Genomic DNA, 18,988 nt, shown 5'->3' on the forward strand with positions numbered 1-18,988 from the left:
GCGCGGCGGTCGGCTGGTCGGCCAAGCGCAGTCGGTGGTCAGTCGCGCTTCTCGAAATCCGACTACACCCACGATTACGTAGTTCTGCTGAAATTCTGTCCTCCGTGGACCGGGATGTTCAAGTTCGTGGAATACATCCGACGCGGGTATGAACCGCGCAGAGAAGGCGACCCTCCAGTTGCAGGCGGTCGCCGTCCTCCGGATGCTGAAGGAGACCCGGACCTACGACGAGTTGGCCGAGGTGACCGGTCTCCCGGCAGGCGATTTGAATCGCTACGTCAACGGGCACGTCCTGCCGAGCGTGGACCGAGCGGAAGACATCGTCGGCGGCGTCGGCCGCGACGAACTCGCCACCGAACTGGAGTCGCGGATTCGAGTGGACGACGAGGGCTACGTGGACAACTCCAGCGTCGTCTTCGACCAGTCCTTCCTCGACCTCGTGGCCCCGGTCGCCGCCGAGACGCTGGGCTTCGACCGCCCGGACGTGGTGCTGACCGCCGCGACGGACGGCATCACCCTCGGGTCCGCGATGGCCCGGAACTTCGACGCTCGCGTCGCCTACGCCAAGAAGTCCAAGGAGACCGCAGTCGAGGAGTTCATCGAGTCGCGCCAGCGCCTCCAGTCGGGCATCGAACTCACCTACTACCTGCCCTCGTCGGCCATCGACGCCGGGGAATCGGTGCTGGTCGTGGACGACCTGATTCGCTCGGGCGAGACACAGGAGCTCCTGCTCGACATCGTGGACCGCGCCGACGCGCAGGTCTGCGGCGTCTTCGCGCTCATCGCGGCCGGAGACGAAGGATTGGAGCGCGCGAAGGGCCGGACCGACGCCCCGGTCGGCGCGCTGACGACGTTCGAGGAGTAAGCGGACCGCGGCGTCGAGAGTACCCGGCTGACCGCCGAGTTGAGTAGGCACGTCCGTGCAGGGTTTTCGATTTTCTCACGGGTTTCTCCGAAGATTCGATACATGTTTGTGCATATTTGCTGGGATTCGATGAGAACCCTTAAGTACGCTTTCGGGAGTATGCCTACTCGTCCAACATGGGGATCGAAGAAACAAGCGACTCCCGCTCCGAATCGGAGTCCGCCGGTGCGCTCGCGTCGTATTTCGGCTTCGACGAGCACGGGACGGACCTCCGGACCGAGATGGTGGCGGGCCTGACCACCTTCCTGACGATGAGTTACATCGTCGTGGTCAACCCGCAGATTCTGGCACAGGCAATCCAACTACAGGGCTACTCCACGAGTCAGACCCAGTCGATGCTCGCGGTCGTGACCCTCATCTCGGCCGCGGTGGCGACGCTGGTGATGGCGTTCTACGCGAACAGACCGTTCGCGCAAGCGCCGGGACTCGGCCTGAACGCCTTCTTCGCGTTCACCGTCGTCCTCGGAATGGGCGTCTCGTGGCAGACGGCCTTGGCGGCCGTCGTGGTCGAGGGCATCGTCTTCATCGCGCTCACCGCGGTCGGGGCGCGCGAGTACGTCATCCGAATCTTCCCGGAACCCGTGAAACTCGCGGTCGGCACGGGTATCGGACTCTTCCTCGCAATCATCGGCCTCGAAGCGATGGGAATCATCACCGGCGACGCCGGAACCATCGTGGCGCTGGCCCAAATCGGCCAGAGTCCGGTCGCAATCGTCTCCATCGTCGGCCTGTTCGTCACTTTCGCTCTCTACGCCCGCGGGGTTCCGGGGTCGATCATCCTCGGCATCCTGTTCACGTCCGCACTCGGCTACGGCGCGGAGTGGGCCGGTCTCGTGGCTGGCGGCACGCTGACCCCCGGTTCGACGCAGGCGACGTACAACATCGCGCCCCTCGCGGGAGCCTTCCTCACTGGCCTCGGCGACATCGAGGCCTTCTCGTTCGCGCTCGTCGTCTTCACCTTCTTCTTCGTGGACTTCTTCGACACCGCGGGCACCCTCACGGGCGTCTCGCAGATCGCTGGCTTCCTCGACGAGAACGGCGACCTCCCCGACATCGACCGACCGCTGATGGCCGACGCCATCGGGACCACGGTCGGCGGGATGCTCGGCACCTCGACGGTCACGACCTACATCGAGTCGGCCTCGGGCGTCGAGGAGGGCGGCCGGACCGGCATGACCGCGCTGACCGTCGCAATCCTGTTCCTGCTGGCGCTGGCGTTCATCCCCATCGCGGCGGCGGTTCCGATGTACGCTTCCCACATCGCGCTGGTCGTCATCGGCGTCGTGATGTTCCAGAACGTGGTGGACATCGACTGGAGCGACATCACCAACGTCGTCCCGGCGGGCATGACCATTCTGCTGATGCCGTTCTCGTTCTCCATCGCCTACGGCATCGCCGCGGGCATCGTCTCCTACCCCATCGTCAAACTCGCCGCGGGCGAGGTCGAGGACACCCGGCCCGGCCACTGGGCGCTGGCGGCCGCGTTCGTCGTCTACTTCTTCGTCCGGACCAGCGGGATGTTGCAGGGTAACGTCTGAGGTCGCCGCCTCTCTCCTCACCCTTCGCTCGGTCTCGATTCGCTCCTGTCCCCCTCCTTTCGCTTCCACTTCGGTTCGCTCCTCCCCGTTTTTCTCGTGCGAGTCACTCCCCGCCGCGGAAACGCTCATGTCGTTAGCTGTCGATATAGATTTCGACAATGAGCGAATACGACGAACCCGACGCGACGGCGGACCCGATAGCGAAAATCTACTACGCCGACGAGGAGGCCACGCAGGTAGACGCCGCGTTCATCATCGAGGGGTGAAACTGGTGGTCTGGTTCAACCAAGTCGCCACCGACGAGTACGACTACGTCTCCATCCCGGCGGACAAGGTCATCGGCGTCAAGTCGCCGAAGTACGACTCCTTTTCGCTCAACGGTCGCCGCGTGACGGCCTACGGCGTCACCGACAAGTCGAGTCGTTCTCCGACCGATTGGCGGTTTAGTCGAAGGCGCGGGAAAGCATTGTTTTGTCGTGCTAAAAATAGGTTTTTGTTTTTTTAAACACGGCTATAGATAGTCGAAATTCGCTTGGCGGGGCCGTCGCGCTGGCGCGACTGGCCCCGCAACGGTGAGAGCCACGGCACGACCGGCGGCACTCAGTAAGGGCCTTCGAGGACGTCGCTGTCCAATCTATTCCCGTCACTCCGTGCGCGAGAACTTTCCGTGCCGCACCGCGCTCACCTCCGCATATCCTCTAACTGACTCGACACTACCCCAGTTTTAATCGCAATGCGTTCGTGGTCGGTGACATGAATCTCCCCAGTCGCCCGATTCCCCGCAGGTGGGTAGTCCGGGGCGCGGTCGCGCTCCTCGTCCTCGCGCTGGTCGCGCCCGCTGGCATCTCCGGGGCGTCGTACTTCGCAACCGCCGAGGACCCCGGGAACCTCCGCGCGTCGGTGGACGACCCAGCGAACGGAATCACGATCATCTCGATTCAGGGCTTTCACTTCAAGGGGATGGCCAACGCCAACAAGCCCGCGAGGCTCGTCGCGGTCGGCCCGCGCGGAAACGTCGAGTGGGTCCACAACGGGTCCGGATTCGACGCCCGGTGGTTCTACGACGTGGACCCGCTGGAGAACCGCAACCTGCTCGTGACCGCGACGACGCCGAACGCCACGCTGGTCTACGAGTTGAACCCCGAGACCCAAGAGCGGGTCTGGACCGAGCGCCTGCCCATCCACGACACCCACGACGTGGACCTCATCAACGGCGACCAGTTGCTCGTGGCGAACATGCGCGAACCGAGATACGACGACCGCATCTTCGTCTACAACACGACGACCGACGAGCGCGTCTGGGAGTGGGAGTTCCGCGACCACGGCTACCCCGAGGAGGGCGGCGGCGGGCCGAAGGACTGGACCCACGTCAACGACATCGACAAGATCGGGGAGGGCGAGTATCTGGTCTCGCCGCGCAACTTCGACCAAGTCATCGTGGTGAATCGCTCGACCGGCAACGTCACGATGCAGTTGGGGAGCGACGGCGAGCATTCGACCCTCTACGAACAGCACAACCCGACCTACCTCGAAAGCGAGAACGGGACGCCGACGGTGCTGGTGGCCGACAGCGAGAACGACCGAGTGGTCGAGTACGAGAGAACCGGCGGCCCGGCGGGCAACGGGAGTTGGACGAAAACGTGGAGCATCGGCACGCGCGGCCTCAACTGGCCGCGGGACGCCGACCGCCTGCCCAACGGCAACACGCTCGTCGTGGACACGATGCACCACCGCGTCTTCGAGGTGACCCCGACCGGCGAAGTCGTCTGGGAGTTCCACGCGCCGTGGGCACCCTACGACGTCGAACGCATCGCCTACGGCGACGAACCCGACGGCCCGACCATGCGCGACCTCGGGAAGTCCGGCGACTACGACCTCAGCGGGAGCGGCCTGAAGGTCTCCGGCAAGGACACAAAGACGGTCTCGTTCTGGCTGGTCGAGACGTTCGAGGAGACCCCGGTCGCCGCGCAGGCCGAGGAGTTCGCCCGCTTCTGGGCGCACGTCACGCCGTGGATTCGGCCCATCTGGATGACGAGTTGGGAGTTCCTCGCCGCGTTACTGGCCAGCGGCGTCCTGCTGGCGTGGGGCCTCGGCGAAGTGGTCTACCAGCGCAGGCGGATTCGAGGCGGCGTCGCTCGATTGCGGAGGCGACTAACAGAAAGAACGTGAGTCAGGAAAGGCGAGAGTCAGGAAAGGCGAGAGTCAGGAAAAGCGGGAGTCAGGAAAGGCGGGAAACGAGAGTCGATGGACGGAGTCGGCGAGAAACCTTACGCGTCTTCGAGGCAGAACCACCAATCCTTGCAGTCGTAGTCCTCGTCTTCGGCCGCTTCGAGTCGGGCCTCAACGCCCTCGGCGTCACTCGGCGGCGAGAGCAGAACCTTGTCGCCGAACTTCTGGTTGTCGGGCCAATCGCCGGGGACCGCGACGTCCTCGTCGTCCGAGAGCTGGAGCGCCTTCAGCGACCGGAGAATCTCGTCGATGTTTCGGCCGATTTCCATCGGGTAGTAGAGGATGAGTCGCAGAACGCCGTCGGGGTCTACGAGGAATACGGACCGGACCGTCGCAGTCCCGGCACCGGGATGAAGCATGCCGAGTTTCTCGGCGACTCGACCGCGCTCGTCGGCGATGATGGGGAACTCGATGTCTACGTCGAGTTCCTCGTCGATCCACTCGGTCCACTTGAGGTGCGAGTGGACGCGGTCTACCGAGAGACCGACGAGATTCGCGTCGAGGTCCGCAAACTCGTCGCTACGCTGCTGGAAGGCGACGAACTCGCTCGTACAGACCGGCGTGAAGTCGCCGGGGTGGCTGAACAGGACGAACCACTCGTCCTCGTAGTCGTCGGGAAGCGACAGCGTCCCGTGAGTCGTCTCGGCTTCGATTTCGGGGAACTGGTCGCCGATGAGCGGCATACCGTCTCGGGCAGTTTCGGTTTCGTCTGACATCGCAATTGGTCGTAGAACCCCCAAAAATATACCCGCATCCAAAGGGGAAGTTATTACTTCCAAAACTAGCTTAGAGGAATCATAAAACATATTTTCGGGATTCGAAATCAGATAGCACGCTACGGTTCGGCCGAGTCGCGTTCGAGAAATTGCCCGGAGGAGTTGATTCCTTCGATGACACAGAAAGTTGCCACGTACACAAGTCTGCCTTTCCTACCGACAGCTAACGGATAGCTGTCGAAAAAGAAGTACGTGAATATGCCCCGTGAGTATCGGGGGCTAGGCCGACTTCGCTACTTCTTCTGCAGGGCGGTTCCCATCCGGCGGAGCGCCTCGACCAGCGTGCCGAGCGCGCGCTTCACGTCCGAATCCCGAAGCGCCGAGAACAGGCCCAGCGGGCCGACCTTCTTCGGTTCCGTGTCGTCGGTGAACGCGGTCATCCCGGCCTGTAGCGCCTCGGCGATTTCCGGTTGGGCGGCCGTCTCGCCGACCGCGACCAGATTCTCCAAGTTCTGACCCAACTCGTACATGTCGGGCGTCTCGCGCTCGGACCGAGCATCGGCGAAACCGGCGACCAGCATCCGGAGTTCGGCGATGGGTTTGCGGTTCTCCCGCGCGAGGTCGATGCCCTCGGGCACGAGGTCGTCCGCGAGGTCTTTCGTCACTTCGAGCAGTTCGACGTGTTCGAGGAGGACGTCGGTGTTCTGCCCGAGGCGTTCGAGCAGCAGTATCGTCTCCTCTTTCTCGAACGCGTACCGGAGGCGTTCGACGGTCTCCCGGTTCTCGCGGGCAACCACGATGAGTTCCGGAAGCAGGTCCTCGACCAGTCCCTGCGAGACCTCCAGCAGGTCCAGCAGTTCGACCAGTTGCTCGGAGCTCTCGCCGACGCGCTGGAGCAGGACCAGCGTCTCTTCCTTCTCGAAGGCCATCCGTAGCTCTTCGATTGGTTCGCGGTTCTCGCGGGTGACCTCCACGAGTTCGGGCACCAACTCCTCGGCCAGTCCCTGCGTCGCGTCGAGCAGGTCCAACAGTTCCGCGAGGTCGTCGGCGTTCGCTTCTATCTTGGCGACGAGTTCGTCGAGGTCTCGCTCCTCGACGTCTGTCGCCGCCTGTGTTTGAGTGTCTGACATTGTGACCACCTACGGGAGCGGGTCGTAGCCCCGGAGCCAGAGGTTCCAGTAGACGCTGGGCAGGACGTTCACGTCGAGAATCCAGTTGAGTTTGCTCTCGACGGGCGCGGAGATGCTGTCTTCGTAGTCGAACTCCGCCATCATCGCCTTGCCCTTCTGGGTCAGGAGCGGGCACGCCGCGTAGCCGTCGTACTCCGCTTTCATCGGCTTGTCTTCCATGAGCGACGCGATATTCTTTGCGACCACGTGGGCCTCCTTCCGGGCGGCGGCCGCCGTCTTGGAGTGGGGTGCGTTCTCACAGTCGCCCAGCGCGAACACGTCGTCGTACTCGGTGTGCTGGAGCGAGTGCTGGTCGATGGTCACGTACTCGCCGTCCTCGCTCCCGTCGGCCAGCGGGGAGTTCTCCGTGATGGCTTTCTGGCCGTACTGGGGCGTGACCGGCGCGAGGAAGTCGTATTCGAGTTCCCGACCGTCGGCGCTGTGGACGACCTGAGCGTCGGGGTCGATTTCCTCGACCGAGAAGTTCGCCTCGAACGTGATGTCGCGCTCGTCCCAGAGGTCGTAGAGTTTCTCGCGGTAGGGCTGGACGCCGAAGTGATGGTCGGCGTTCCGGGTCATGACGACCTCGGACTCCTCGCGGATGCCCTTCCGCCGGAGGTAGTCGTCGGCGAGCATCGTCATCTTCAGCGGCGCGCCGGGGCACTTGATGGGGGTGTCCGGCTGGGTGACGACGAAGGTGCCGCCGTCGAAGTCCTCGAGGGCTTCCTGCATCTCCATCGCGGCCTCGTAGTGGTAGAAGGGGAAGACGGAGTCGGTCTCCTGCCAGCCTTCGAGCAGGCCGGGGGTGGCCTCGGGGTCGAGGCGGTGGCCGGTCGCCACGACGAGGTAGTCGTAGTCGAGATTCCCGTCGCCCAGTTCGACCGTCTTCTCGTCGGGATTCACGCCGACGACTTCGTCGTTGACGAACTCGATACCGTTGTCGAATAGCTCCGTCACGTCCCGGGCCTGCTCCTCGGCGTCGAGGTAGCCGAACGGGAGGAGATAGAAGGACGGCTGGTAGAGGTGTTTCGTGCTCTTGTCTACGACGGTGATGTCCGCCTCGTCTCGGTCTAGCTTTCGCCGGAGGATGTTCGCGGTCATCGCACCGCCGGTGCCAGCGCCGAGAACGGCAATTTTTGTCATACCGACTGTTTCTTGGGACTCCATACCGATTAATAGAGAGATAGCAACAATAATCTTGTGTACCGTCCCCAAAACCGTAGACAGAGGAAATTCTAACCGGAGTTCGACTGCTACTCGTCGGTCTCGACCGGGGCGTCCACGAGGTTGGCCCACTCGGTCCACGACCCGTCGTAGTTGCGCACGTCGTCGTAGCCCAGCAGTTCCGAGAGGACGAACCAGACGACGGCCGAGCGCTCGCCGAGGTGGCAGTAGACGATGACCTCGTCGTTCGGGAAGATGCCCTCCTCCTCGAACAGCCGCCGGAGTTCCGACTCGCTCTTGAATCGCCCGTCGTCGTCGTCGACCACTTCCGACCACGGCAAGTGAACCGACCCGGGGACGTGACCGCCGACCATCGTCTCGGGGGCGTCGGCGTCGGGCGGCGAGCGCCTATCGCCGGAGAACTCGGCGGCGCTCCGAACGTCGAGGAGTTTCGTGTCCTGGACCAGCGCGGCCTCGACGTCGTCCCGCCTCGCGCGAAGGTGTTCGAAGGGACCGCGCGCCTCGTAGGTCTGGGTCGAGAAGGCCGGGACCTCGGTCGTGGTCTGATAGCCGAGTTCCAGCCAGTAGTTCCGCCCGCCGTTCAACAGCGAGACGCTCTCGTGGCCGAAGTACTTGAACAGCCAGTAGGCGTAGGCCGCGAACCAGTTCGACTGGTCGCCGTAGAGGACGACGGTGCTGTCGTCGGTAATGCCGTGTTCGCCTAGCAGGTCCTCGAACTGTTCTTTCGGAGCAATACCACGGCCGTTCTCGCCGGTCAGGTCGGTCTGCCAGTCGAGGCGAATCGCGCCGGGAATGTGAGACTCCTCGTAGGACCCGGTCGTATCCACCTCCACGAGTCGGAAGGCCGGGTCGTCGCTCCGGAACCGGTCGAGTCGGTCCCGTACCCACTCGGCCTCGACCAGCACGTCGTTGGCGTACTCGTGCCCGCCGCCGACGGTCAGTTCGTAACACGTCTGGCGCGCGTCGTGCAGGGCGGGCATCGACTCGACCAGTCCGGCCTCCTCCAGTTTCTCGATGCCGTATCGGGTGGTCCGGGCCGACAGCATCGTCTCCTCGATGAGGGTCTTCTGGGTGGCACGCCCGTGGCGTTCGAGCGTCTTGAAGATGAACTTGGAACTGGGCGGGAGGTCCTCGAGTTTCTCTCGAACGTCGTCGGAAATCGCCATCGGTATTTGAGACCTAGTACCCGCCGACCGGTTATGTGATTGACGGTCCGTCTGGACCAGTTGTTCAATCGCGCGCACATCTACGCCGGTCGTTCGAGGCCGGAAGTCAGGGAAGCGGAAATAATGTTGCTTACCTCCGTCGGTGCGGCAGTATTTGCGAGAGAAGCGGAAACAAGAGAGTTCTGACCAACCCTTAATATTGTACGGTGAATACAAGATACTGTAATGGTTCAGGAGATCACCGTCGAACGGCTTCGAGACAAGATCGACGCGGACGACGACTTCACGCTCTTCGACACGCGAGCGCCGGAGGACTACGACGACTGGCACATCGCCGAGGCAGTAAACGTCGAGTACTCCGGCTCGAACGACGAACTGGTCGGCGACTTCGATTCGTTCCGCGAGGAGCTATCGAAGGACGACGAGATTATCACCATCTGTGCGACCGGGAACTCGGCGAGTTCGTTCGCCGAGTGGCTCGAAGCGGAGGGCTTCGAGAACGTCAAGACCGTCGAGGGCGGCATGGAGGCCTGGAGCATGGTCTACGACGTGGTTCCCATCTCGACCAAGGACGACGACGTGGAAATCCTCCAGCTTCAGCGGCGCTCGAAGGGCTGTCTCGGCTACCTCGTCGGTGACAAGCGCACCGGCAAGGCCGCGGCAATCGACGTGACGCGCGCCACCCAGACGTTCAAAGAGGCCGCCGCGGAGCGCGGCTTCGACATCGCGCGGGTCTTCGACACCCACGTCCACGCCGACCACATCTCCGGCGGTCGGGAACTCGCCGACGAACTCGGCGTCCCGTACCACCTCGGTCAGCCCGCCGAGACGCGCGACCCGACCTACGACTTCGACGGCATCGACCCCAACGACAGCGTCGATGTGGGCGAAGTCAGCATCAAGTCGGTCCACACGCCCGGCCACACCACGGGCATGACCTCGTGGCTGGTCGAGGACGAGGCCCTGCTCACGGGCGACACGCTGTTCGTTGAGTCCATCGGTCGGACCGAACTCCAGTTCGCCGACGCCGACGCCCGCGACGGTGCCCGCGTCCAGTACGAGACGCTCCACAAGGTCATCATGTCCCTGCCCGACGACGTGAAAATCCTGCCGGGACACTTCTCGGTCACGGACGACGGCGAGTACGTCGACGTGACGCCGGGCCTGCCCATGATGTCCACGGTCGGCGAAATCTGGGAGTCCAACGAGATTCTCCGCCTCGACGAGGACGAGTTCGTCGAACACATGTTCGAGAACCTCCCGTCGAAGCCCCCGAACTACGAGACGGTCATCGCCACCAACGAGGGGAGCTACACGCCCGAGGACGAGGACGAGGAGAACGAACTCGAACTCGGCCCGAACCGGTGTGCCGCCACGGAGGAGAGCGTCGTCGCGGACGACTAAACCGAACCGGCGTCCCAGCCTGACCGCGGTTCCGAACACCCGGACCGCGGATTCAATCCGGGCCGAGATTCCAACCCTGACCTCGGCACTAACCTAGACCTCGATTCCGGCCCGGACCTCGATTCCAGCGTCCACACTCCGTAGCGACGTTCCCATTCGCTTCCCATTCCAGTTTCTGGGTCGCCCGACCCCGAGGTAGGTCGGGCGCTCTCGCTATCGACCGAGCCGCGGCTTCGCTCTCGCCGACGACGAGCCGCGACCGCGCTCGCGTCGTCGATTCCGACACGCGCTACCGACACCATCACGCTCTTGTCTCCGAGACGACTATCCCGCGATATGTCGAACATCGTGCTGTACGACCTGCCGGGATGCCCGTTCTGCGCCAAGGTCAAGAACAAGTTGGACGAGTTGGGCCTCGACTACGACGTTATCGAGGTCCCGCGCTCGCACGCCCAGCGAACCGAAGTCGAGGAGGTCAGCGGCCAGACCGGCGTCCCCGTCATCGTGGACGAGGACCACGGCGTCGAGGGCATGCCCGAGAGCAGCGACATCGTGGAGTATCTGGAAGAGACCTACGGCAACGGCGCGGCCTGAAGCGGTTTTTCTGGCGAGTGGGAGTCGGTTTCAGAGGGACGGCGTAACCAACTCTAGGATTGTTTAACAATTGTTCTTCATTCTTTCCCGGATATATGGCAGTCTTTGTGTAATACGCGACGACGAAGAAAGCCCTCGCAGGCCTCGCGGTCGCTCAGCAGGATATTCGCCGCGCGCAGAACTGCGCGCGGCGAATAGTGCCTGTCTGAGACGACCACGCCGGACGCGAGGCCTGCTCGCCCTTTCAGTCCGCCAGGGGTCGGTTGTACCGCCAAGCGACGCGGCTAAAGGACAACACGAATCGAGCCACTGCGTCCCACGGGACCGCACGCTTTTTTGAGGCCGTCTCCGAACCTCCTCGACATGTCACCGACTTCAGAGGAGTCGTCCGACCCGCCGGAGACCCGGCGCGAGGCCGTCACCGAGGAGGTCCGCGGGACCGAGGTTGCCGACCCCTATCGCTGGCTGGAGGGCGACGGCGAGGCGGTCCGGGCGTGGACCGCGGCGCAGAACGAGTACGCCGACGCGCATCTCGACACGCCGACCAGAGAGCGTCTGCGCTCGAAGCTGGCCGACCTCGCAGACGTCGCCGAGTACGGTCCCGTCGAGGTCGCTGGCGGTCGGTACTTCCAGACGGTCAGACGCCCCGGCGACGACCACGCGCGACTGGTCGTCCGCGAGTCGCCAGAGGGCGAGGAGACTCTCCTCGTGGACCCGAACCGGTGGCCGGGCAACGGCGGAGACGGTAACTCCGAGGACGCGCCCCCGAAGTCGATGCCGTGGTTCCTGCCGTCTCACGACGGCGAGTTCGTCGCCTACGGCGTCACCGAGGGCGGCGACGAGCAAGTCGATATTCGCGTCGCCAGCGTGCCCGGCGGCGAGAAGACGGTCGGACAGGAAGAAGACGTGCAGGAGGTCGCTGTGCGAGCGGACTGCGGGCGCGTCAGCCGCGGATTCGTCGGCTTCGATGCGGTCAGCCCCGGCATGGTTGCGTGGGACGGCGAGAGTCGAGGCCTCTACTACGTCGCCACCGGGTGCGCGAGCGACGGCGGCGGTGAGGGTGAAGCCGAGGAGACGGAAGGGACCGCGGACTCGCAGGCCGACAAGGAGATTCGCTACTGGCGATTCGACGGGACCGAGGCGGTCCTCCTCGAACACGACGACTCGCAAGTCTGGCCGCTGGTTCGGACCGACCCCGAGTCGGGGACGCTGGCGGTCGCGCTCCACGACGTGAGCGGCACCGACTGGTACGTCCGCGTCGAAGATGACATTGAAAGCGAACTCCGGCCCGTCATCGAGGACAGCGACGCCGAGACGTTCGCGGTGTTCCACGACGGGACCGTCCTCCTCCAGACCGACCACGAGGCCCCGCGAAAGCGAGTCCTCGCCTGCTCGCTCGACCGATTCCGGGCGGGCGACCTCTCGCTGGCCGAGTGCGAGACGGTGCTTCCCGAGCGCGAGGGCGTCCTGCAATCGTTCGCCGTCACGCCCGACCACGTCGTCGCGCACTACCTCGAAGACGCCCACTCGCGGCTGGCGGTCTACGAGCGCGGCCACAGCGAAAATTCCTACTGCCGCGACATCACGCTCCCCGACTACGCCTCGGTGTCGGGCCTGCGGAGCAACGACGCCGCCGAGGAGATTTTCTATCGGGTCGAGTCCTTCCACCACCCGCCGACGCTGGTCCGGGCGAATCCCAGCGTAGACGACCGGAACCCCGCCGCAGGGAATCGGCAGGAGTTAGAGCGAATCGACGTGGACGTGCCGGAGAATCTGGTCGTCCGCCAGACGTTCGCCGAGTCGGCCGACGGAACCGAGGTTCCGGTGTTCGTCTGCCACCGCGAGGACGCGACCCTCGACGGCGACAACCCGGCGGTCCTCTACGGTTACGGCGGATTCCGGTCGAGCAGACCGCCGAGCTTCGACCGCTATCGCGTCCCCTTCCTCGCCGACGGCGGCGTCTACGCTCAGGTCTGCGCTCGCGGCGGACAGGAGTACGGCGAGGAGTGGCACGAGGCGGGGATGCTAGCGGACAAACAGCGCACCTTCGAGGACTTTCTGGCGGCCGGGGAACTCCTCTGCGAGGAGGGCTACACCAATCCCGACCGACTCGCGGTCTCGGGGCGCTCGAACGGCGGCCTCTCGGTCGGCGCGGTCGTGACCCAGCGTCCCGACCGCTGGGCCGCGGCGCGGTGCGCGGTGCCCCTGCTCGACATGCTCCGGTTCCACCGCCTCGGGATGGGCGCGTCGTGGACCGGCGAGTACGGAAATCCCGAGGAGAGCGAAGCGTTCGAGTATCTCCGGGACTACTCGCCCTACCACAACGTCGAGGCCGGGGTCGAGTACCCGCCGGTCCTGTTCACCACCGCGATGGACGACACTCGCGTCCACCCGGCCCACGCCCGGAAGATGGCCGCCCAGATGCAGGCCGAGGGCGAAGGCGGGCCGTTCCTCCTGCGGACCGAGACCGACACCGGGCACGGGGTCGGTCGGACGGCCTCCTCGGCGGTTGTCGAGGAAGTCGAGAAGTGGACGTTCTTCTACGAGTGTCTCGGGATGGGTGAGGCGAGGAAAACATCGAGCGATAACGAGAGGGAGAAAGGTCAAGACCGCTGTGGAGAGAATGACCATGAAGATTTTTGTTGAGGGGGTCAAATTATAGGATGATGAGTAGTAAACCGGCGGCGTCGGACACGAAGCTATGTCCCGCCTGTCGCGGAAACGGCCACGTTCAGACGGAGGGCAGGACGGAAACGTGTCCTGTCTGTAGTGGAAGTGGCCGCGTAGATAAGCAGTTCCACGAGCGGATGTCGAAAGGTGAGCGGCAGGCGATGGGCGGTGCTGGCGGTGCCCTGTTCGGCGCTGCCGTCGGCGGTCCCGTCGGTGCTGTCGTCGGAGGTGTTCTCGGTGCGGCATTTGCCAGTTCGACTGACGGAGATGATAACGATTTTGAGAGGAGAGTCAAAAATGACGAATAAATGGACGGCATCTCGTTTCTAAAGACTCTTCTCCCTATTCCTTTCGCTGTCCTCGCGTTGCTCGTGACGTTCCGATACAAGACGTACGACGAGACCCTCACCTATTGTACGGATATAGAGGATTTCGTCACGGCATCTGTCGAACAGACCACAGATGTTTCGCCGGAAGACGTGCATCGGTGGGCGTGGAGTCTCCGGGCAGTTTGGCTCTACAGAAAGTGTTGCCGAGCAACGATATATCTGGGGTTCGGTAGTATCGTAAGCTGGTTCTTGGCCGTTGGACTCTCGAAAGTAGACCCATTTCAGTTAGGGAGCTGGCGCGTCCCGTTTTTAGGTCTAAAAACCGCGGTAATGGCTCAGAATTTCGCTATCGCACTATTAGTCGGGATGTTCCTACTCGTAGCGTGGCTCTTCTACATGGACCATAAACGCAAGGACAGGGACTGACATCAGAAAAACAGACTCAGGCCGGTTTCTCGCCGCGCTCTCGAATCAGGTCTCGCAGTTCGTCGGGGTCGTCGATGGACTCCAACTCCTCGCGCTCGACCAGTCCGGTGCCATCGACGCTCTCGCGCTTGGCCTCGTCCACGAAGTAGACCGAGCGCGTCCGGGCGACCTGCCCGATGGAGGACATGATTCGGGCGCGCTTCTCGGCGGCTTTGGTGAACGCCGAGTGGCCCGTCAGGACGTTCTGCTCGCTGTCGTTGTCCTCGCTGACCGTCTTGAAGGGCGCTCGGACCGTCGGGTGAACCTCGAACCCGGCGCGGGTGAGGACGGTGACGATGCGCTCGTCGTCGTCCTCGGGTTCGGGGTCCTCGGGCGTGGGGTCGCCCTCGCGGACCTCGTCGGCCCCGTCGAGGACGTCCACGGGGCTGGTGAGGTCGCCCTCGAACATGTCTTCGAGTTCGAGCGCGACCTCGACGCTGGCGTTCATGCCGTCCTCGTACTTCGAGACGGTGCGCCGCGAGACGCCCAACTCGTTGGCGAGTCTGCCGAGGCTCCAGTCGCGGTCCTCGCGCTCGTCGCGGAGTACGTCGCCGTCGATGTTGACGTAGAGGCCGCCGGGCGCGGCGTAGACCAGCGGGGCCATGCCTTCAACGAACAGTTCCATCGCGGTGTCGGGACTCAGGACCGGAACGCCGTGTCGGAAGTAGACGACTCCCGGCTCTAACTCCTCGTCGCGGGTCCGAAGTCCGACGACGATCGGGGTCGCGCTGAGATACTCGCCGAGGCGGCGCATCTCCAGCCCCGTCGCGTCGTCGAATGCATCTACGTTTGCCAAAACCTTCAGCAAGAGCAGGTCTGGGCCGCGTCGTGCGGCCACGTCGAAGCTCTTGGGTCGAATTGCGCACCGGTCGCTAACGACGAATCCCGCATCTTCGAGCATTGCGGTCACGTTCCCGACCAGTGCAGACCGGGACATATCCGCATGTAAGTGATTCCCCTATATATGCATTGTGCTGGCTGTACCCCCGAGACTGCTTGCGATTCGGCCCGAGAGGAGCGATAGCTTGATAATGATAGACGGGTGCGCTCCGAAAGTAGTTAACCCGACACGCGCCAAGCGAGGACCGTGACGGTCATCGGCGTGGACGACACCGACTCCCGAGATCGCGGGATGTGTACCACCTATCTGGCGGCCAGAATCGCCGAGCGCGCGGCCGAAGTCGCCAGCGTCGAGCGACTGCTTCTGGTTCGGCTCAATCCCGCGGTCGAACACAAGACCCGCGGGAACGCCGCGCTCGCGGTCCACACCGACGCAGATTCCGAGACGGCCTTCGAAATCGCCCGCGAGGAGGTCGCGGCAGTCGCCGAAACCGACGACCCCCGGACCAATCCCGGCCTCGTCGTCGCGCCGGGGACTCCCGAGGCGGTTCCCGAATCGGTCGCCGAGTTCGCCGAGAAAGCGGTCCGAGACCTCCACGAAGTCGAGGACGCCGAGCAAATCGTCGAGGACGCTGGCTACCGGAGCGCGGGGTGGAAGATGGGCCGCGGAAAAATCGGCGCGCTGGCCGCGGTCGGCGCGTGGCGTGCCTTCGGCGAAGACGGGGCGGTCGGCGGCACGAAGACGGGGGTCGGCGGGGCCGACTGGACCTACGAGTGCATCTCCTACCGCGAACCCGAGCGCGTCGGCACGCCCCGCGAGGTTGACGCCGACTCGGTCTTCGAGGCCGCGAACGCGGCCTACCCCGCGGCGTGGGACACCGTGGACCGCGAGACCGGCGAGTTGGTCTGCGTCCCGCACACGCCCGGCCCGATTCTCCACGGGATTCGGGGCGACGACCCCGAGACCGTCCGCGAGGTCGCCGAGGCAATCGAGAGCGAACCGGTCGAGCGCCGGGTCCTCTTCGTGACGAATCAGGGTACCGACGCCCACCTCCGAGACGGGTCCCTCTCGGAAGTCGAGGACGGCCGAGCCTACTGCGTGACGGGCACAGTCGCCGAGGAGCCGGAAAACCGGCGCGGCGGGCACGTCTTCTTCTCGCTCGAAGAGGAAACTGAAGCGTTGCGGTGCGCCGCCTTCGAACCCACCAAGCGATTCCGCGACCGAGTTCGTGACCTCCGGCCCGGCGACCGCATCACGGCCTGCGGCGAGGTCGCAGACGGGACCCTGAAGCTCGAAAAGTTCGCCGTCAGAGAACTGAACTCGACCGAACTCGTCACGCCCGACTGCCCCGATTGCGGCCGGTCGATGAAGAGCGCCGGAGCAGGTCAAGGCTACCGGTGTCGGGACTGCGAGACGAGTGCGCCGGGGAAGGTCGAGCGCGAGGTGGGCCGGGAGTTAGAGAAGGGATGGTACGAGGTGCCGCCGGAAGCTCGTCGGCACATCGCCAAGCCGTTGATTCGGGGCGGATTCGACGCGCCGATTCACCCGGAGAAGTAATACAGCATTCTTATTATTTCTTTTATAATTGTTTTGGTGTCCGAGAGACACCTATAGATTTGTTTCGGCCGGCGAAGCTCACGACTTCAGTCCACTCCCCGTCAGGGGGACCACCACGTCGTCGCCCGAATCCAGCACCCCGCGCTCGCGGAACTCCGCGAGCGCGGCGGGTGCGACCGCCGAGGTCGGTTCGACGTAGAATCCGCCGCGGTGGAGGCGGTCGAGCGCCTCGGCGACCGGGTCCGAATCGAGCGCGACGGCGTCGCCGTCGGTCTCCGCGACGGCGTCGAGAATCTGGTCTTTCCGGGCGGGGTCGAGAATCTGGATGCCGTCGGCGACCGAGTTCTCACCCGAAGCGGAGCCGTGCAACTCCTCCGCAATCGGTGCGTATCCGGCGGCCTGCGCGCCCAGCAAGCGGGGCATCCGGTCGGTCCACCCGGCCTCCTTCAGGGCGCGGAAGCCCCGGTAGGCACCGAGGAAGAGCGTGCCGTGGCCGAGGGGCGTCACCACGGCGTCGGGGACCTGCCAGTCGCGCTGGGCCGCGACTTCGAAGGCGAAGGTCGCGGTGCCAGCGAAGAAGGCGGGATTCCAGGCGTGGCTTGCGTACCAGCCAGCCTCGGAATCGGATTCGACTGCTTCGATACAGGCGTCGGTCACGTCCTGCCGGGTGCCCTCGACGCGAATCGGATTCGCGCCGACGCGCTCGATGGCCGCCAGCTTCGAGTCCTTGGCGTCGGCCGGGACGTAGATGTCGGCGTCGATTCCGGCGCGGGCGGCGTACTGGGCGATGGCCGCGCCAGCGTTGCCCGACGAGTCCTCGACCACCTTCTCGACGCCCAACTCGGCGGCCCGCGAGAGGGTCGCGGTCGCGCCGCGGTCCTTGAAACTCCCCGAGGGGAAGACGTATTCGAGTTTGAACTGGACGTTCTCCCCCCAGTTGTCCGAGTCAGTCGCCTGCAGGGGCGTGAACCCCTCGCCGAGCGTGACCTCTGGGGAGATGGGCAGGAACTCCTCGAAAGCCCACAGGCCAGCGCGAGTGTCGAGGTCCGCGAAGTCGGGTGCGGGGGAGTCGGACGCGGGGGAGTCGGACGCGGTAGAGTCAGGCAGGGGCCGGTCGGCAAATTCGAGGGGATGACCACAGTCACAGCGCCACGGTTCGTCCGTACCGGCGTCGTAGGTCCGACCGCAATCCGGGCAGGTCAGGTCCGAAGGAGAAGTTTCCGCGGGCATCGCTCAGAACTCGTCCACATCGGTTCCGACCGAGCAGACGTACTCGCCGGTCGCCACTTGGGGCAGTCTCCGCGAGCGCCAGAAGACGCCGCGGTCGTCGGCGGTGACCTCGGCTTTCAACTGGCCGAAAGGATTCGTCACCTCGAAGAGAACGTCGCCCGCCTCGACCACGTCGCCGAGGTCCTTGCGGAACCGGACGATGCCGCCCGAGGGCGACCCGTAGCGGTCGAATCCGGTCGCGCGAATCTGAGAGTCGGGGGAGACGTCGCCGTCGAGGAAGCCGTAGTAGCGCAGGACGTTGAACAGGCCCGAGACGCCGTACTGGATGCTCTCCTCGTCCCACCCGACGCACCCGCCGAGTTCGGGGTCGATGGTCGGGATGCCCTCGTCCGGCCCGGCGCGGGCGAGTTGGCCGTCCGGCCCCTTCTGGTCTAAGACGTGACCGCAGCCGAACACCTTGGCGAGTTCCAGACACTCGTCGTGGAGTCGATGGCGCTGGCCGCATCGAACCCGGACCTCGTTGAGCATCCGACTCGTCGAGCCCTGATGGAGGTCCAGAATCAGGTCGGCCCGCGAGGCCGCCTCGAAGGTGGCCGCCGCGATGCGCTCGCTGGAGGTCCCCGACTCGTCGCCGGGGTAGGTTCGATTCATCTTGGTGTCGTCGATGGGGTTGCGGTGTTCGGCCACCTGAAACGCGTGGTAGTTGACGATGCCGACCACGAGAATCGTGCCGGAGAGTCGCTGGGGGTCGATTTGGGGGATGGCACGCTGGAGGACCCCGAGGCCGTTCAGTTCGTCGCCGTCGCTGACCGCCTGCACGTACAGCGTCGGACCGTCGTCCGCTCCGTTGATGACCGCGACCGGCAGACCGAACTCGCCGCCGTCGCGCGTTTCGCCGACCTGCAACCGCCCGGTATCCATCTCGCCGGGGGCCGCACTCGCCGTTCCGAGCGTCTTCATTACCCATAAC

The 18,988-nt window shown here is 64.5% G+C and carries 17 protein-coding genes; 10 read left to right on the plus strand and 7 right to left on the minus strand.

Translation table 11 applies throughout. The features are described from left to right. Positions 1–148 precede the first annotated feature (148 nt). The 4 genes from EPL01_RS09185 (at position 149) to EPL01_RS09200 (ending at position 4,632) form a co-directional block, all read left to right on the plus strand. Positions 149–865: a phosphoribosyltransferase family protein gene (locus tag EPL01_RS09185; protein ID WP_135824962.1), complete on the plus strand. Its 717-nt coding sequence runs from the start codon at positions 149–151 to the stop codon at positions 863–865. 176 nt (positions 866–1,041) lie between these two features. After that, positions 1,042–2,463 carry an NCS2 family permease gene (locus EPL01_RS09190; RefSeq protein ID WP_135824963.1) on the plus strand — a complete coding sequence of 474 codons (1,422 nt, stop codon included), beginning with the start codon at positions 1,042–1,044 and terminating at the stop codon, positions 2,461–2,463. 271 nt (positions 2,464–2,734) lie between these two features. Beyond that, positions 2,735–2,968, plus strand: coding sequence for a hypothetical protein (locus tag EPL01_RS09195; RefSeq protein WP_135824964.1), 234 nt, complete (start codon positions 2,735–2,737; stop codon positions 2,966–2,968). Positions 2,969–3,216: 248 nt separating this feature from the next. After that, positions 3,217–4,632: an arylsulfotransferase family protein gene (locus EPL01_RS09200; protein ID WP_135824965.1), complete on the plus strand. Its 1,416-nt coding sequence runs from the start codon at positions 3,217–3,219 to the stop codon at positions 4,630–4,632. Between the two features lie 98 nt (positions 4,633–4,730). Here EPL01_RS09200 and EPL01_RS09205 read toward each other — a convergent pair whose 3' ends face one another. From EPL01_RS09205 to EPL01_RS09220, 4 genes are all read right to left on the minus strand, one after another. Then, complete coding sequence (locus tag EPL01_RS09205) at positions 4,731–5,408, minus strand: peroxiredoxin (protein ID WP_135824966.1); 678 nt, start codon at positions 5,406–5,408, stop codon at positions 4,731–4,733. A 293-nt stretch (positions 5,409–5,701) separates the two neighbouring features. After that, on the minus strand, positions 5,702–6,538 hold the full coding sequence (locus tag EPL01_RS09210) for a DUF1641 domain-containing protein (RefSeq protein ID WP_135824967.1): 837 nt from the start codon (positions 6,536–6,538) through the stop codon (positions 5,702–5,704). A gap of 9 nt (positions 6,539–6,547) precedes the next feature. Further along, on the minus strand, positions 6,548–7,720 hold the full coding sequence (locus tag EPL01_RS09215; protein ID WP_135824968.1) for an NAD(P)/FAD-dependent oxidoreductase: 1,173 nt from the start codon (positions 7,718–7,720) through the stop codon (positions 6,548–6,550). A 110-nt stretch (positions 7,721–7,830) separates the two neighbouring features. Then, a complete protein-coding gene (locus tag EPL01_RS09220) occupies positions 7,831–8,928 on the minus strand; it encodes a rhodanese-like domain-containing protein (RefSeq protein WP_135824969.1) in 1,098 nt (365 codons plus the stop codon). Between the two features lie 225 nt (positions 8,929–9,153). Here EPL01_RS09220 and EPL01_RS09225 point away from each other — a divergent pair, with 225 nt between their 5' ends. The 5 genes from EPL01_RS09225 (at position 9,154) to EPL01_RS09245 (ending at position 14,351) form a co-directional block, all read left to right on the plus strand. Further along, positions 9,154–10,332 (plus strand): MBL fold metallo-hydrolase, encoded by a 1,179-nt coding sequence (locus EPL01_RS09225; protein WP_135824970.1) that lies wholly within the window; start codon positions 9,154–9,156, stop codon positions 10,330–10,332. A 336-nt stretch (positions 10,333–10,668) separates the two neighbouring features. Next, positions 10,669–10,926: a glutaredoxin family protein gene (locus tag EPL01_RS09230; RefSeq protein WP_135824971.1), complete on the plus strand. Its 258-nt coding sequence runs from the start codon at positions 10,669–10,671 to the stop codon at positions 10,924–10,926. Between the two features lie 363 nt (positions 10,927–11,289). Beyond that, on the plus strand, positions 11,290–13,572 hold the full coding sequence (locus tag EPL01_RS09235; protein WP_135824972.1) for a prolyl oligopeptidase family serine peptidase: 2,283 nt from the start codon (positions 11,290–11,292) through the stop codon (positions 13,570–13,572). Positions 13,573–13,592: 20 nt separating this feature from the next. Next, positions 13,593–13,904, plus strand: a complete 312-nt coding sequence (locus EPL01_RS22020; protein ID WP_135824973.1) for a YuiA family protein — start codon at positions 13,593–13,595, stop codon at positions 13,902–13,904. Further along, positions 13,905–14,351 (plus strand): hypothetical protein, encoded by a 447-nt coding sequence (locus EPL01_RS09245; RefSeq protein ID WP_135824974.1) that lies wholly within the window; start codon positions 13,905–13,907, stop codon positions 14,349–14,351. A 16-nt stretch (positions 14,352–14,367) separates the two neighbouring features. Here the strand turns inward: EPL01_RS09245 and EPL01_RS09250 are convergent, their stop codons facing one another. Next, on the minus strand, positions 14,368–15,327 hold the full coding sequence (locus EPL01_RS09250) for a transcriptional regulator (protein WP_135824975.1): 960 nt from the start codon (positions 15,325–15,327) through the stop codon (positions 14,368–14,370). Between the two features lie 150 nt (positions 15,328–15,477). Here EPL01_RS09250 and EPL01_RS09255 point away from each other — a divergent pair, with 150 nt between their 5' ends. Then, on the plus strand, positions 15,478–16,788 hold the full coding sequence (locus tag EPL01_RS09255; protein WP_135824976.1) for a tRNA(Ile)(2)-agmatinylcytidine synthase: 1,311 nt from the start codon (positions 15,478–15,480) through the stop codon (positions 16,786–16,788). Positions 16,789–16,866: 78 nt separating this feature from the next. On the opposite strand, the gene EPL01_RS09260 is transcribed toward EPL01_RS09255, so the two are convergent. Both EPL01_RS09260 and EPL01_RS09265 read right to left on the minus strand, forming a co-directional pair. Further along, entirely contained in the window at positions 16,867–18,018 is a 1,152-nt protein-coding gene (locus tag EPL01_RS09260; protein ID WP_135824977.1) for a threonine synthase, read from the minus strand. A gap of 3 nt (positions 18,019–18,021) precedes the next feature. Next, positions 18,022–18,978, minus strand: a complete 957-nt coding sequence (locus tag EPL01_RS09265) for a succinylglutamate desuccinylase/aspartoacylase family protein (RefSeq protein ID WP_135824978.1) — start codon at positions 18,976–18,978, stop codon at positions 18,022–18,024. Between the last annotated feature and the right edge of the window lie 10 nt (positions 18,979–18,988).

The sequence above is a fragment of the Halorussus ruber genome (genome assembly GCF_004765785.1).
GTDB classification, from domain to species: domain Archaea; phylum Halobacteriota; class Halobacteria; order Halobacteriales; family Haladaptataceae; genus Halorussus; species Halorussus ruber.